We start from the raw sequence: 14,040 nt of genomic DNA, 5'->3' as shown, positions 1-14,040 counted from the left end.
GGTCAGCCGTTGGCCACGTGTGCCAAGGTGCCCACCGATCGGTCGAAATCCCAGAGATCCGATGTGGCCTGGTTCAGGAAATCCAGGATCTGGGGCATTTTCTGCATGGCCTCGTCCGCGAGCGCATCGTTGCCGGGCTTGTATTCCCCCATCTGCACCAGCGGTTCGATCTCGTCGTATTTCGCCATGAGGCGGCGAAAGTGTCCGCCCGCCTGCTGATGGTCCTTGGGCACGATCTGCGACATCACGCGGCTCAGGCTGCCCAGCACGTCGATGGCCGGGTACTGGTTGCGGGCCGCGATCTTGCGTGACAGGATCATGTGGCCGTCCAGAATGCCTCGCACTTCTTCGGAGATCGGGTCGCCACCGCTCTCGTCCTCGTAAAGGATGGTGTACAGCGCCGTGATCGAGCCCACCGCACCCATGCCGGCCCGCTCCAGCAGACGGGGGATCTCGGCGAACACCGAGGGCGGGAAGCCGCGCCGCGCAGGGGGCTCGCCCGCAGCCAGGCCGATTTCCCGCTGCGCGCGGGCGAAGCGCGTGAGCGAGTCCATCATGAGCAGTACCTTCAAGCCCTGGTCCCGGTAGTACTCGGCCACGGCGGTGGCCACATGGGCTGCCTTGGCGCGTTCGCTGGACGACCGATCGGAGGTGGCGCACACCACCACGGACCGCGCCATGCCTTCTTCACCCAGAATGAACTCGACGAATTCGCGCACTTCGCGGCCCCGCTCGCCGATGAGCGCGATCACGCTGATGTCGCACTCCGTGCCACGCGCCAGCATGCCCATCAACGTGCTCTTGCCAACCCCCGCCGGCGCGAAGATGCCCATGCGTTGGCCTTCGCCCAGGGTGAGCAGGGCATCGATGGCCTTCACGCCGGTGGGCAAGGGGTGCTCGATCATTTCCCGCTCCATCGGCGTGGGCGGAAGGGCGAACACCGGGCGCCGCTCGAGGCAATCGAGCGGACCCTTGCCATCGATGGGCTGGCCCAGGCTGTCGATCACCCGGCCCAGCAGCTTGGGTCCCACAGGGACGGACAGCACCTCGCCCAGGCCGACCACCGCCGAGCCGCCCCGCACGCCGAGGATCGATCCGAACGGTGACAGGATGCTCTGGCCGTTGGCAAAGCCGATCACTTCGGCGGCCTGCAGCAGGCCACCGCTTTCATCGAGCACATGGCACAGCTCGCCGAGCTTGGCGTCCAGGCCGGTCACGCGCATCAAGGTGCCGATCACCTCGACGACCTTGCCACTGCGGCGAACGATGGTCGCGGAGGCAATTTCCTGCTCCATCCATTGGGGCAGTCCGGAGACTTCAAGCATGGTGCTTTTCCTCGTCGTCATCGTCATCGCCGTCGCCGGCAGTCCCGCTCATCGGGTCCAGGGTTTCGAGCCAGTCCACCGCATCGTCGTCGTTGTGCAACGGCTTGGCGGATGAGAACCAGTTGGGCGAGTCGTCTGCCCTCTGGGCCAGAGGCGGTGCAACGGATGCCAGGGTTTGCTCGGGCACCGACTCTTCGGTGTCCAGCGGGTCCTCGGCTACGAGAGGCTCCTCCGCCTCCGCTTCCGCTTCCGCCTCCGCCTCCGCCTCCGCTTCCGCTTCGGCTTCGGCTTCGGCTTCGTCCGCCTCCAGCCACTCCGTGGCTTCGTGGGCGGACGTCAGTTGGACCTCATGCAAAGGTTCCATCTCGATCTCTTCGGGGTCTGGCGGCGTGCTGGCTTCCTGCGAAGCATTGGCCATCGCCAGCCGGGTGGCCCGCTCCAGTGCCGAGCGCACGCCAGCGAGCTGCACACCGAGGCTGGTGTCGAGCCGGCCGATGTCGGACTCGAAGATGCAGGAGCCCAGCGCGAGCGATGCATCGGTCTCGACGCGCACCTCGGGCTCGTTCGGCCCACGCGCGGCCGAGGCGATGGCGGTGCGTGCCGCCTCGGCTTCGTCCGGATGAACGCGCAGGCTGGCCGTTCCTGCCTGGCGCAGCGCATCCTTCACGGTCCACAGGGCGCGCTGGAACAGGGCTTCGCGCGATTCGGATTGCACGATGCGCTCGACGGCCAGCGCGACCACGCCGGCCAGTTGGGTGTCCATGGCGTGCCAGGCGGCTTCATGCGTGGCCTTGAGCTGCGCGAAGCGGCCGTGCCACCGCGCGGCGGCTTCGCGCTCGCCGTGGGCATAGCCCAGCTCTCGCTCGACAGCCGCCTCGCGCCGTGCCTCGTTCACCAGGGCTTCGGCCTCTTGCCGCGCCTGCTGCAACAGGGCCTGGGCCGACTGTTCGGCTTCGTCGGCGGTGCGTTGAGCCTGGGCCCGGGCTTCCTCGCGGATGGCGGCGCATTCATCCCGGACGCTCTCCAGCAGCCCCAGTACGCCGGTCACCGTGGGGATTTCATGGGCCCGGAGGATGCCGGTGTCGGTGCGCAGCTGGGCGCGGTTCGGGTTGGACCAGATCAGCATGGTGTGCCTTCGAACAGCGATTCCAGCCGCTCCAGGCGGGCATGGGCCGGGCTGAGTGCCGCCGGCACATGCCGGGCGCGGGGCTCGTCCTGCCGCGACAGGGGCAGAGACAATCGGGCCAGCCGGCGCAATCCCCGGTCGGGCCACACGCCTTCCCGCACCAGTTCGCGGTAACCGACCCAGGCCCATGCGAGGGGTGTCCACGATGCGACTTCACTGGGCACGGGTGTGCCTTCCTGAAGGCCTCGCAGGGCCCCGTAGGCCGGCCCCAGGCATTGCTGCAGCGCGGCCCGCGACGTGCGCTCGACGCAGCAGCGCAACACACCGGGCCGGCCCATCAGGGCGAGCGCGCACAACCGCGACAGCATCTTTGTCCGGTCCATCAGCGCAAGCCGGCTGGCAGGGTGCTCCAGGGAGGGCAGGGGAGGCAGGGGGCCACAGCTGCGTTCATACAGCGCAATGGACATGCGCTGTCCCACGGCCCCCTGGTCCCAGTCCTGGGCGGATTGCGCCAGGCCGAGCGGGGCGCGCCAGCTCGGGTCCATGCCTTCGTGCAGGGCTTCGAGCCGCAGCTGGAGCGCCTGCGCCAGCGAGGCAAGTTGGCTGGCCCGGCTCATGGCCGCCGCCCCAGGCCATCGGCCGTGTCGGGGAGGGGGGTCATGCCGAGGCTCCCGCGGGCGCCGTGGCCGGCGCGGGGTTGGATTTGGCGGCCTCCACGGCGGGCTGCGATGCGCTGGCTTCCTTGCGCCGCAGCGGCGCTGGCAGCCAGGCGGGGCGCTTCCAGGCCAGCCATCCACCCGCCGCGGCAAGGACGAACAGCAAGGCGGCCAGGCCGATCCACAGGCTGTTGTTGGACTCTTCCTTCAGTACGGCAGGGCTCAAAGGCATGCCCGGCACCAGGGTGACGGTCACGTTTTCATAGGCCAGCCCTTCGACGCTGCGTGCCACCATGTTCTTGATGCCGGCGACCAGCCCTGCCAGGTTGGCGCTCTCGCGGTACTTGATGAAGACCGAAGCGCTGGCCGGCTTGACCGAGGATGCCAAGGGGTCGTTGTTGGGCAGCACGATGTGCACCCGTGCGGTGACGACGCCGTCGATCTGCGACAGCGTGGCCTCCAGCTGCTGGGCCACACCATAGATGAAGCGCACCCGTTCTTCGGTCGGCGTGGAGATGAGGCCTTCCTTCTTGAACATCTCGCCGAGCGTGACGTGGCGCTCGCGGGGCAGGCCATAGGACCGCAACACGGTCAGCGAGCGAACCACATCGTCCTGGTCGACCTGCACGTTCCAGGTCTTGCCGGCATCCGTGGTGGCCTTGCTCACCTGCACGCCGCTTTCCAGCAGGGCGGCCACCATGTCGTTGGCATCGGTTTCCGTCTGCTTGGTGTAGAGGTCCGTCTTGCAGCCGGTGAGGGCCAGCAACAGCAGCAACGGGATCAGCGCGCGGCGCGCGAACTGGCGGTAGGTCGCCGCGCGGGAGCAGAGGGATTGCGCCATGATGGGTGCTTCGCTGAAGGGGGTTATTGGTTGCGCATGAGCGTCTGCAGGCCGGTCTTGGCGGTTTGCGCAAGGCTGCTCATCGCCTGGACCTGGAAGTGGGTGCCGGCGAACTGGTACATCAGAGTGACCTGGTACGCCGTCAGGTCCACCCCGGGCGGCTGCTGGATCGCGGCCTGCATGAGCGCCGCCGTGTCCTGGATTTCCTTGCGGATGGACTCGTCCTGATTGATCAGCATCTTGCCCAGCGTGGACGGGCTCTCGGTCTCCACGGAGGACAGCGGGGGCGCGTCCTTCATCATGCGGGCGAATTTTTCCGCGACGGCGCTCATGTTCATCGAGGGGCTGGACGCCTGATCGACGATGAGGGAACTGGATGCCGCGCCAATGCTGCCGATGGGGTCCATGGTGGATTCTCCGGAAATGAAGGGGTGTCAGGCGCGCATGAACATGAAAGGCATCTGGAACGCGGAAACGCTGGCGGCCTCGGCGGGTTTGGGTGCCTCGGTGGTTTCCTGGAACGTGCCTGCGGCCCGGGCCCGGTTGATGACCAGGCCGCTGACCAGTTCGAGTGCGTCCGGGCCGGCGTTGCCTTGCTCCAGCTCGTTCAGCGTCATCTCCCAGCCGCGATCGCCCAGCATGTATTGGCAGTTGGCGATCATGGCTTTCGCGGAACCCCACTGTTCCGGGTGGTTCTCCAGGGTGCGCACGAGCTGGATGCATTCGCGGTAGGCCCCGCGCCGGAAGGAAATCCAGCCGTCGATCATGTCCAGCTCCGCCACTTTGGGGCGCACCGTGCGGATTCCGGCAAGGATGTCCGACGCCTCGTCGTTCATGCCCTGGGCGATGGTCCGGTAGACCAGTTTGATCAGCGCGGTAACGAATTCCTTGCGCTCAAATTTCGGATTCATAAAAACACTCCTGTTTCTTCTGCATAGACGGCCTGGGCTCGCGTACAGCCCTGCGCCGGCGTCGGTCGATGGTCCGCCTCGGCGCTCACCAGTACGACGTACGAAGCGCAAGCCAGAAGGGTCACGATCGTGGTGATGAAAGGTGGCATGGCCTGCGGCGGCTGCGGGCAGGCTTGCAATCCATGCGCGGGGGAAACGCCTTGGATCCAAAGAGGATCCGATCGCTTCATCCCGCAGCCTGCGCAAGCTTGTCCGTCATGCTCTTGGAGCTTTTCTGGAACGCGTCGGCCATGTTGGAGATGACGGAGTTGCGGCCTTGCCTCTCGCTCAGCTTGGCTTGCAGTTCCGTCATGGCGTTCTGGTTGTCCTGCTGCTGCTGCATGCGGGCCATCAGGGCCTTGGTGTCGCCATCTGCTTTGTTGACCATGGGGGCTCTCCTGTGAGGGAAAAAGTAAAAGGCTTTGCTGCGCCATGAGCGGTGCGGCCCATGGCGCGATGCAGCATCAGCCCGCGCCTTGCGCTTGCTTGTCCGACAGGGCCTTGGAGTTCTTCTGGAACGCATCGGCCATGTTGGAGATGACGGCGTTCTTACCTTGCTGCTCGCTCAGCTCGGCTTGCAGTGCCGTCATGGCGTTCTGGTTGTCCTGCTGTTGTTGCATGCGGCCCATCAGTGCACGGGTATCGCCATCTGCTTTGCTCGTCGACATGATTGAATTCCTTTAAAAGTTGAACGTTGGAAAAGAGAAGGTGCAGCACCATGAGCGTTGGGGGCCCATGGCGCGATGCCGCTTTAGCCCGCGCCTTGCGCTTGCTTGTCCGACAGGGCCTTGGAGTTCTTCTGGAACGCATCGGCCATGTTGGAGATGACGGCGTTCTTACCTTGCTGCTCGCTCAGCTCGGCTTGCAGGGCCGTCATGGCGTTCTGGTTGTCTTGCTGCTGTTGCATGCGGCTCATCAGGGCACGGGTATCGCCATCGGCTTTGTTCGTCGACATGATTGAATTCCTTTAAAAGTTGAACGTTGGAAATGAGAAAGTGCAGCACCATGAGCGCCTGGGCCCATGGCGCGATGCCGCTTTAGCCCGCGCCTTGCGCTTGCTTGTCCGACAGGGCCTTGGAGTTCTTTTGGAACGCATCGGCCATGTTGGAGATGACAGCGTTCTTACCTTGCTGCTCGCTCAGCTCGGCTTGCAGGGCCGTCATGGCGTTCTGGTTGTCTTGCTGCTGTTGCATGCGGCCCATCAGGGCACGGGTATCGCCATCTGCTTTGTTCGTGGACATGTTTGAATCCCAGGTGAAGTGCGGAACATTCCGCGTTGCTGAAGGCCACACCGCGCGGCCCCCATTCGTTGAGGCATGCCGGCCGGATGCCGCCATGCCAATTTCGGTTCAGTGCAGGGAGACCCCCCGGCCTTGCTGGCCCACGTACTTCAGCACCCCGAAGGCGGCTTCGCGCACCTCCTGGTCTGCGTGGGTGGCCAGCACGTTGTCGATCCAGTAGCGCCAGCCCCGGTCGCCGCCAAAGAGCATCGCGACGGCCATGGCGATCTTGTTCTCGCCGTTCTGAGGTTCTTCCTCGATGCGTGCTGCGAGGGCCTCCCGCGCTTCGCCCAGCTGGCCGGCCATCGCCATGGCAACGGTGCGGTACAGCGAGTAGCCGTGGGCATCTTCGAGCGTCATCTCGACGGTGGAGTGGATGGTTTGCGCGTCTTCGCCCACCCGGTAGATCGTGCCCAGCAAGCCCACGGTCATGAGGTTGCGGTAGATCACCGGATATGCGCTCTTGGCCGCGGTGGGTGCTTCGAGGACCAGCATGGAGGGGCTCCTTGTGTCTCAGACGGCCAGGGTGGTGCCGTGCAGGGTTTCCCAGATCCGCTGGATCACGCGCTGCGATGCGTAGAACGCCTGGATCAGCTGCGTGACGAGCTGGCGCTCGGCGTCCACCTGGGTGGACTTCAGCATGGCGCTGCTCTCATCCGCGATCTCCGCGAAGTAGCGGATCATGGCCCGCGCACGGTCGCCACTCTTGTCCTCGGTGAGCGCCTGGTCCAGGTTGGCGAGGTCGCTGAAGATGATGGATTCGTTGGAAGCAGTCATGGTGTTGGCGTTCGTTGGGTGAAGGGTTAACGGGAAACCGACCAGTCGTTGGCGGCCAGGCTCTCTGCATTCGGTGGCGAGAGGTGTTTCACGCCGTCGCGTGTCTGTACGTACTGCAGGTCCCCTGCGTTCATCAGCGCGCTCATGCGCTTGACGCCTGCAGGGGGAAGTTCTGCCGCGCTCACGTCGATCCGCTTGACCAGCGGTGCCAGGTCGGACGCGATGCGCATGGCGCTGTCCTTGAGCGCCGACAGGTTCTGCGTGTCGCCGGTGACGTTGAAGCGCCCTTCGCCCAGGTGATGGACGCGAATGCCCGGGCGTGCAATCGCGTCGGCGATGCTTTGCTCCACTTCGTTGCTCGTCGCATAGGCGTGCACGATGCGTTCCGATTTGAAAGGCGCCAGCAGTTGGCGAACGGTGTCCGCATCCGAAGCTTCGGCCAGCAGGCCGCGCACGACGACGCCATCCGCCTGGGCCACCACCTCCAGCCCGGAGACCGGAGCTGTCGCCAGGGCGCGCTGAACCCGCACCAGGAGCGGTTCCTTGGGCACCGCCTCGCGGGCAACGGAGTCGGTGGCGGGGCGATCCTTCTTGGAGGGGGTCAACGGCGCGACGGCCGCGCTCAACGCCGCAGTCATGAGCGCGGTTCCCACCACCGCCGAAAGGATCATGGGCGACATCTTGCGGCTGTGGGGCGCCACCACGGGTACCTGGTTGAGACGGGCGATCAGATCGACGCTGGCGGGCCAGGTGGCGTTGCCGGGGCCGGTGCACAGCACGATGTCACCCATGCGATGGGGCGTGAAGTCCTCCATGGGCAGCCATGCCGGGGCAGGGCCTTGTGGCGACAGCGCGAACTGAATCATTCCGTCCTCTCCCGCTTCGATCAACATCGCATCCGAAGTCCAGTCGGTGAGCTGGATATCTGCTGCGTCTTCCGCGCTGATCAGGTAGCGCGTTGAGGTCAAATTTATCTGTGCGCCGGCATGCTGGCCGGTCAGTATGCGAAGCTGCTTCATGGCTTGCGAACCTCATTCAAGAAGGCGACAGGAGCAGGCGAGGCGGCGTTGAGAAGGCGCGGCGTGATGAGGAAAAGCCGCTCGGTGCGCTGCGTCTGGCGCTCGTTGTTGCGAAATGCCCCGCCCACGAGCGGCAGCTTGGAAAGTCCGGGAACGGCGTTGTTCTGGGACTGCTCCGATTCCACGGTGATGCCCCCGATGAGCAGGCTCTCGCCCTCGCGCACATGGGCTTCGGTGCGGATCTCGGTTTTCTTCACGATGGGGACTTGGTCCACCACGTTCGTCTCGAACGCTCCGTCTTCGATGTAGAGCGTGAGCTTGATGTTGTTGCTGCCGTCCATGCGGGTGACCTGCGGCGTCATCTCCAGCAGCGTGCCGGCCTCGATCTGGAACAGGTTGGCTTCCAGGTTGCCGGCCACACGCACGGTTGCCACGCGTTTTTCGCGCATGACGGCGGTCCGGTTGGCGACGCCCATGACGGAGGGCTTGGACAGCACGCGGGCCTTGCCCTCGCCCTGCAGGGCGTTCACGCGGGCCAGCAGATGGCGGCCCGCGTCGGCGACGATCGTGCCCAGCGCTGCGGCAGGCATGAGGCTGTTGGACAGGTTCATGCTGATGTTGGTGTCGCTGCCCCGCAAGGTCCAGTTCACGCCCAGCGCATCCACGCTATCGGAGTTGACCTCGATGATGGTGGCCTCCAGTTCGACCAGCTGGGGCTTTTGGTCGAGCCGGCGGATCAGGGTCTCGAACTCCGCCATGCGGTCGGCGCGGCCGAAAACCACGACCGAGTTCGTGCCCTCGTCGGCCTCGAAGCGCGGCTGGTTGTCTTCTTCGGGGTTCTTCGCAGGGGGCGTCAGCGGCCGCAGGTCCGACGCCGGCGTGCTGGCGTCCTGGTTGGTGGCGCGCGGAAGCGGGGGCAGGAACTGATTGGCCGAAGGCAGGGGGATGTACGCCCCGAGCTTCTTGCGCGTGTTGTCGGTGTCCTTGTCCATCATCCGCACCAGGGGGGCGATGCTGGCGCCTTCCTTTTCGCGCTCGCCGTAGAGCTTGCGCAGCATGGACGCGACCCCCGGCACGGTGGTGTTGCCCACGGCCCGGTCGCCAGCCGAAGCGAACTGGAGCGAGAAGACGCGCGCCGTACGGGCGTTGTTGTCGGTCACGCCCGCGTCGAGTGCTTCGAGGGCCGAACTCACCAGTTCCAGGTGCCGGGGCGGACCGGACGCATACAGCGTGCTGCTGGCCTCGTTGAACCGGATGGGGTAGCGCTTGTCGCCCAGGTCGAACGACTGCAGCAGCTCCGCCACCTGTTCCCGGTTGAAACCCTTGAGGCGGAACATGCGGCTTTGCATGGAGCGGCCCGGATAGAAGTACAGCGCCGACCCATCGTGGTACCACAACAGGTTGTAGGCACGGGAGACGCTGTCGAGGAATTCGCGCGGCTTGAGATCGAAGTTGGCATTGACCACGCCGTCCACCCCATCGGCCACGATGGCTGGGGTGCCGCGGCTGGCGGCAAAGTCCTGCAGCACATCCGCAATCCGCTTGTTTTCCGCCCGGTAGACGAATCGGCCCTTCTCCCAGGCTGCCGGTTCGATGGCGCTGGGTGGCAGGGGCAGGGCCTGCGCTGCGGACAGCGATGTGGCCCGGGCCGATGGCATCGTGACGGGCCGGGTGGCCACGGCGGCATCGCCCTGGGTGCGATCCGTCGCCGGAACGGCGAAGGGGTTGGCGGAGGCGGAAATGCTGGAGAGGCTGCCCAACTGGTGGGACATCTTCATGTAGCCCATGGAGGGCTGTGCGAGAGCGGACCCGGTGAGAGACAGGGCGAGCAGCACGGCGGCGAGGGTGTCGCGCTGAACGGCTCCCATGCCGCAGGCCGAGGGGGCGGATGGCTTGCGAGGGATGGGGGCGGTGGACTTCAACGCAGTACTCCGGTTCGTTGTCTGGCAAACGAAGAGTAGGTGGGGGCCACCGCCGTCGCGGCACCGCAGGCGAAGACACGGCCCGCGGCACGAAGGCCATGATTTCGGTGGTTCGGGGCCCGTCGCCAGGGCCGTCACCAAGGGCACCGGTAGGGGCGCCGGTAAGCCCGGCATGGGGCGGGCAGGGTGCGACATGGCGCCTCTGCTTCGCCTTTCCGGCCATCGTTTCGACTGTTGGACCGGCCTGGCCGCGCGTTGCGGCTGCAATGGGCGCAGCCGTTGGTGCCTTTCGCGAAAAGCGAAGGTGCACACGCCCTGTCACCGTCCCAACGCTCAGAGGAAGACCGATGAAATCACCCCAGCCCGCCGTGCTCGACGTGCGCAGCGAACCCTATACCCGCGGTTACTACCGCGCCCTCTCGCCCGCGCAGATGAGCGTGGCCCTGGAGTCCCGTGGCGTGTGCGGCCCCGACCTGTCGGCCCCCCTGAACTGCTTCGAGCTGGGCATGGGGTTCGGCCTGCCGCTGGTGGCGCATGCGGCCTGCTTTCCGCACATGCGCTTTTACGGCAACGACTTCAACCCCCATCACGTCGCCTATGCCAACGAACTGGCCCGGGACGCGGGCCTGTCGAACGTGGAAGTGTTCGAAGACGCCTTCGAGACCTTGCTCGATCGTGACCTGCCCCCCATGGACATCATCTCCATGCACGGGGTGTACTCCTGGATCTCGCCGCCGCTGCGCAAGGTGGTGATGCGTTTCATCGCCGAGCGGCTGCGCCCGGGAGGCGTCGTCTTCGTGAGCCACAACGCACTGCCCGGCTGGGCCGCGCAGATGCCGCTGCGCGAACTGGTGAACCTGCATGGATTGCGCCAGGTTCCGGTCAGCGCAACGCCGATCGAGCGGTTGTCGCAAACGCTGGATTTCCTCGACGATTTCGCCAAGGTGAACCCTGCCTATTTCTCCGACGACCTTTCGGTGCAGGCGCGCCTGTATGGGCTGCGGCGGCTCGATCCGCACTACGCTGCGCACGAGTATTTCAATCCCGACTGGCACCCCATGCACTTTCACCAGGTCGCCGCCGAGATGGCCGAGGCGGGGCTGGAGTTCGCAGCGCCCGCGGTGCTGTCCCAGCAGGTGGATGCGGCCATCCTGCCCCCGGCCACGCGGGAGTTGCTGCGGGGGGTCGATGACCCGGTGCTGCGGGAGACCCTGCGCGACTTCGCGGTGAACCGGTCCTTCCGCTGGGATCTGTACACCCGGGGCGCCCCCCAGGCCAGCGCGCAGCAGCATGCGCAGTTCCGCCTGGACAGGTCCTGGATCCTGGCCACCGCGCGCAGCGAAACCCGCGAGAGCCCGTTGTCCGATGGCGCCGCCGACCATGTGGACGGAGCCACTGCCCTGCGCCTGCTGGACGCGCTGGCAGAAGGCCCCGCCACCGCCCGCGAACTGGCCCGCCGGCCCGAGCTGGAATCGCTGGGCGCGGATTTCATCGTCGAGGCCTTGATGCTGCTGGAAAACGAAGCCCAAGTGCATCCCGCGTTGCCCGTGGCACTGCGTGAGAGCGCTCGGGAATCGGTGCAGCGCTTCAACAAGGCGGTCATGCAGCGGCCGGACGACGATGGACTGCATTACCTGTCCTGCGCCGCCAGCGGCCAGGCCATGGGCTGGTCGCCGCTTGCCATGGCGCAGATCCGTGCCGCCTGCCAGGGCGCGCAGACCGCGGACGAAATGGTCCAGGCGATGCGGGCCCGGTTCGAAGGCGAGGGCGAGGGCCAGATGCCGGCCGAACGCCTGGCGCACAGCGCCCGCTGCTTCTTTGCCAGCCGTGCCCCGGTGCTGCGCCACCTGGGCCTGTTGTGATGGTGCGCTGGCAGCGCCATGCGCTGGTGGCAGCGGCGGCGCTGCAGGCGTGTGGCGCCAACGCACTCATCGCCTACGACTGCTGGGTGAAGGGGCCGGAGTCCGATCCGGTGCGCGTGGCGTTCGACATTGCCAAGCGCTATCCGGCGATCGTGGGGCAATGCCGGGCGGTCGAGCTGCCCGACCCGCCGGCCGATCCGGCAGACGCGGACGATCCCGTGGCCAGCGCGGCCGCCGTGGCAAGCGTGCGCGTGATCCGGGCCTCACGCACCGCCGGTGCCGCGCCGTCCGGCGCGGTCTGGCCCACGGCGATGGTGACGCCCCGTTGGCGCCATGAAGCGCTGTGGCCGGTGATCGAGTCGGCCGCCACCCGCCATGCCATCGACCCCCACCTGGTCCAGGCCGTGATCGAGGTGGAGTCGGCCTACGCGCCCAATGCCCGATCGCCCAAGGGCGCGCTGGGCCTGATGCAACTGATGCCCGCCACGGCCGCGCGCTTTGGCGCGCCGTCCTCCGCCGACCTGTTCACGCCCGCCGTCAATGTCGAGACCGGGGTGCGCTATCTGCGCTTTCTGGCCGACAAGTTCAGTGGCCAGACCGAGCTGGTGCTGGCCGCCTACAACGCGGGCGAGGGGGCGGTCGTGCGGCACGGCTACAAGATTCCCCCTTTTCGCGAGACGCAGGATTACGTGCGCAAGGTGCTGGACAGGTATCCCGCCACCCGCTGATTTCCCTGATTTCCCCGAGGGCCGCGACATGATCGCCGGCCCTTTTTTTCGTTCGCTCGGCAGTGGCGGGCAAGAAAAAAGGACGATGGCCTGGGGCATTGCCCAGGCCATCGTCCCCATTGCGTCTTCGAAGGGTCGGTCAGGCCTTGACGGAGACCTGGACGCTCACGCTCACCCGCAGCTCGATCTGCACCACGCGCTGCTGCTCACGGGACTGAAGGCCCTGAAGAACCTGGGCCAGCAACTGGAGGATGCCGGCGCTCGAAGCCGGCGTGCCATCCACGCCAGGCACTTCGCCGCGCGCGGCGGCCAGCAGATTGCCGACACCCGATCTGCCGTCGGCGCCAGGTACATCGTGGGTCTCGATGGCCTTGTAGGTGTCGGGGTTCTGGAGCATGAACTTCGCGGCTGCGGCGACTTGGGGCGATGCCGTGTCGCTCTCGGCCAGCTGGTAGAGGCGGCCCGGCGTCATGTCCTTGCCGCCGAAGGCCTTCGCCAGCAGTCCGGCGTGGCAACCCAGCATGTGGTCGGCCAGGATGCGCGCGGCGCCTTGGCCGTCCAGCTGCGATGGCTGCACGGGCCGGTTGGGCCGTGAAGCGCCGCTGGACTGCGCGGCCCCCTGGCCCGTGAGCAACTGCAGGAGTTGCAGCAGCGCATCGAGCACGGAGCGGCTCGCGCCTGCGGTGCGTTGCGCCGCGCCGCCTTCGACGCCAGGGATCTCACCGCGCGCGGCCGCCAGCAGGTTGCCCAGGCCGGACTTGCCGTCGGCGCCTGGCACGTCGTGCGTCTCGATGGCACGGTAGATGTCGGGGTTCTTGAGCATGAACTTCGCGGCGTCGGCGATCTCGCCTTGGCCCTGGCTCAGCTGGTAGAGGCGGTCCGGCGTCATCGTGCCACCTTGCTGCTGCAGCAGATCGGCCAGGGTGTGCGCAGCGCTCTGTCCATCCAGTGGCGGCTGGGTGTTCGAGGTGGCCTTGAGCAGCTGCAGCAACAGTTGCAACAGCGGCAGGAGGGCTTGCGCCGAGCCGCCGGCCCGGCCCTGCACACCGGGGATCTCGCCGCGGGCGGCGGCCAGCAGGTTGCCCAGGCCGGACTTGCCGTCGGCCCCGGCCACGTCGCGCGTCTCGATCGCGCGGTAGGTGTCGGGGTGCTGGAGCATGTACTTCGCGGCTTCGGCCACCTGGCCCTGTCCCTGGCTCAACTGGTACAGGCGGTCCGGGGTCATGGGCTGGGTCTTGGGCAGAAAGCGCTTGCCGAAGAGGCGGAGCGCACCACCGGCTTCCTGCACCATGTGGTCGGCCAGGATGCGTGCCGCGCTCTGGCCGTCCAGGGGCGGGTTCGGCTCTGCATGGGCCTTCAGCAGCTTCAACAGTTGCTGCAGCAGCTTTTGCAGGCTGTCCAGGGAGTCCGTTGCGCCCTTCACGGCAGGGATCTCGCCGCGGGCGGCGGCCAGCAGGTTGCCCAGGCCGGACTTGCCGTCGGCCCCGGCCACGTCGCGCGTCTCGATCGCGCGGTAGGTGTCGGGGTGCTGGAGCATGTACTTCGCGGCTTCGG

At 66.7% G+C, this 14,040-nt stretch carries 17 protein-coding genes; 2 read left to right on the top strand and 15 right to left on the bottom strand.

What is annotated here, in order from left to right; genetic code table 11:
* Positions 1–2 precede the first annotated feature (2 nt).
* From sctN to sctC, 14 genes are all read right to left on the bottom strand, one after another.
* On the bottom strand, positions 3–1,325 hold the full coding sequence (sctN, locus tag AVKW3434_RS15705) for a type III secretion system ATPase SctN (protein ID WP_284406600.1): 1,323 nt from the start codon (positions 1,323–1,325) through the stop codon (positions 3–5).
* A complete protein-coding gene (sctL, locus tag AVKW3434_RS15700; RefSeq protein ID WP_284406599.1) occupies positions 1,318–2,451 on the bottom strand; it encodes a type III secretion system stator protein SctL in 1,134 nt (377 codons plus the stop codon). The genes sctN and sctL overlap by 8 nt, the downstream gene beginning before the upstream one ends.
* A complete protein-coding gene (locus AVKW3434_RS15695) occupies positions 2,445–3,068 on the bottom strand; it encodes a type III secretion protein HrpB4 (protein ID WP_284406598.1) in 624 nt (207 codons plus the stop codon). The genes sctL and AVKW3434_RS15695 overlap by 7 nt, the downstream gene beginning before the upstream one ends.
* A gap of 40 nt (positions 3,069–3,108) precedes the next feature.
* Positions 3,109–3,948 carry a type III secretion system inner membrane ring lipoprotein SctJ gene (gene sctJ / locus AVKW3434_RS15690; RefSeq protein ID WP_284406597.1) on the bottom strand — a complete coding sequence of 280 codons (840 nt, stop codon included), beginning with the start codon at positions 3,946–3,948 and terminating at the stop codon, positions 3,109–3,111.
* A gap of 23 nt (positions 3,949–3,971) precedes the next feature.
* Positions 3,972–4,355 (bottom strand): type III secretion protein, encoded by a 384-nt coding sequence (locus tag AVKW3434_RS15685; protein WP_272565623.1) that lies wholly within the window; start codon positions 4,353–4,355, stop codon positions 3,972–3,974.
* A 27-nt stretch (positions 4,356–4,382) separates the two neighbouring features.
* Positions 4,383–4,859 (bottom strand): HrpB1 family type III secretion system apparatus protein, encoded by a 477-nt coding sequence (locus tag AVKW3434_RS15680; protein ID WP_284394235.1) that lies wholly within the window; start codon positions 4,857–4,859, stop codon positions 4,383–4,385.
* Between the two features lie 226 nt (positions 4,860–5,085).
* Positions 5,086–5,286: a hypothetical protein gene (locus tag AVKW3434_RS15675; RefSeq protein WP_272565621.1), complete on the bottom strand. Its 201-nt coding sequence runs from the start codon at positions 5,284–5,286 to the stop codon at positions 5,086–5,088.
* Positions 5,287–5,362: 76 nt separating this feature from the next.
* Positions 5,363–5,566 (bottom strand): hypothetical protein, encoded by a 204-nt coding sequence (locus tag AVKW3434_RS15670; protein WP_284394233.1) that lies wholly within the window; start codon positions 5,564–5,566, stop codon positions 5,363–5,365.
* Between the two features lie 83 nt (positions 5,567–5,649).
* Positions 5,650–5,853 carry a hypothetical protein gene (locus AVKW3434_RS15665; RefSeq protein WP_284406596.1) on the bottom strand — a complete coding sequence of 68 codons (204 nt, stop codon included), beginning with the start codon at positions 5,851–5,853 and terminating at the stop codon, positions 5,650–5,652.
* Between the two features lie 82 nt (positions 5,854–5,935).
* Entirely contained in the window at positions 5,936–6,139 is a 204-nt protein-coding gene (locus AVKW3434_RS15660; protein ID WP_284406595.1) for a hypothetical protein, read from the bottom strand.
* Between the two features lie 108 nt (positions 6,140–6,247).
* Positions 6,248–6,673 carry a hypothetical protein gene (locus AVKW3434_RS15655; protein ID WP_284394230.1) on the bottom strand — a complete coding sequence of 142 codons (426 nt, stop codon included), beginning with the start codon at positions 6,671–6,673 and terminating at the stop codon, positions 6,248–6,250.
* 18 nt (positions 6,674–6,691) lie between these two features.
* Positions 6,692–6,955 (bottom strand): hypothetical protein, encoded by a 264-nt coding sequence (locus tag AVKW3434_RS15650; protein WP_272565616.1) that lies wholly within the window; start codon positions 6,953–6,955, stop codon positions 6,692–6,694.
* Between the two features lie 26 nt (positions 6,956–6,981).
* Entirely contained in the window at positions 6,982–7,974 is a 993-nt protein-coding gene (locus AVKW3434_RS15645) for a secretion protein (RefSeq protein ID WP_284406594.1), read from the bottom strand.
* A complete protein-coding gene (gene sctC / locus AVKW3434_RS15640; RefSeq protein WP_284406593.1) occupies positions 7,971–9,896 on the bottom strand; it encodes a type III secretion system outer membrane ring subunit SctC in 1,926 nt (641 codons plus the stop codon). Before sctC ends, AVKW3434_RS15645 begins: the two co-directional genes overlap by 4 nt.
* A gap of 347 nt (positions 9,897–10,243) precedes the next feature.
* Here sctC and AVKW3434_RS15635 point away from each other — a divergent pair, with 347 nt between their 5' ends.
* Both AVKW3434_RS15635 and AVKW3434_RS15630 read left to right on the top strand, forming a co-directional pair.
* Positions 10,244–11,758 carry a methyltransferase regulatory domain-containing protein gene (locus AVKW3434_RS15635; protein ID WP_284406592.1) on the top strand — a complete coding sequence of 505 codons (1,515 nt, stop codon included), beginning with the start codon at positions 10,244–10,246 and terminating at the stop codon, positions 11,756–11,758.
* A complete protein-coding gene (locus AVKW3434_RS15630; RefSeq protein WP_284406591.1) occupies positions 11,758–12,486 on the top strand; it encodes a lytic transglycosylase domain-containing protein in 729 nt (242 codons plus the stop codon). The genes AVKW3434_RS15635 and AVKW3434_RS15630 overlap by 1 nt, the downstream gene beginning before the upstream one ends.
* 139 nt (positions 12,487–12,625) lie before the next feature.
* Here AVKW3434_RS15630 and AVKW3434_RS15625 read toward each other — a convergent pair.
* A partial coding sequence (locus tag AVKW3434_RS15625) for a hypothetical protein (RefSeq protein ID WP_284406590.1) occupies positions 12,626–14,040 on the bottom strand: 1,415 nt, incomplete at its 5' end.

This window comes from Acidovorax sp. SUPP3434 (assembly GCF_030159015.1).
Classification (GTDB): Bacteria; Pseudomonadota; Gammaproteobacteria; order Burkholderiales; family Burkholderiaceae_C; genus Paracidovorax.
This window is presented reverse-complemented; position numbering and strand designations above follow the sequence as displayed.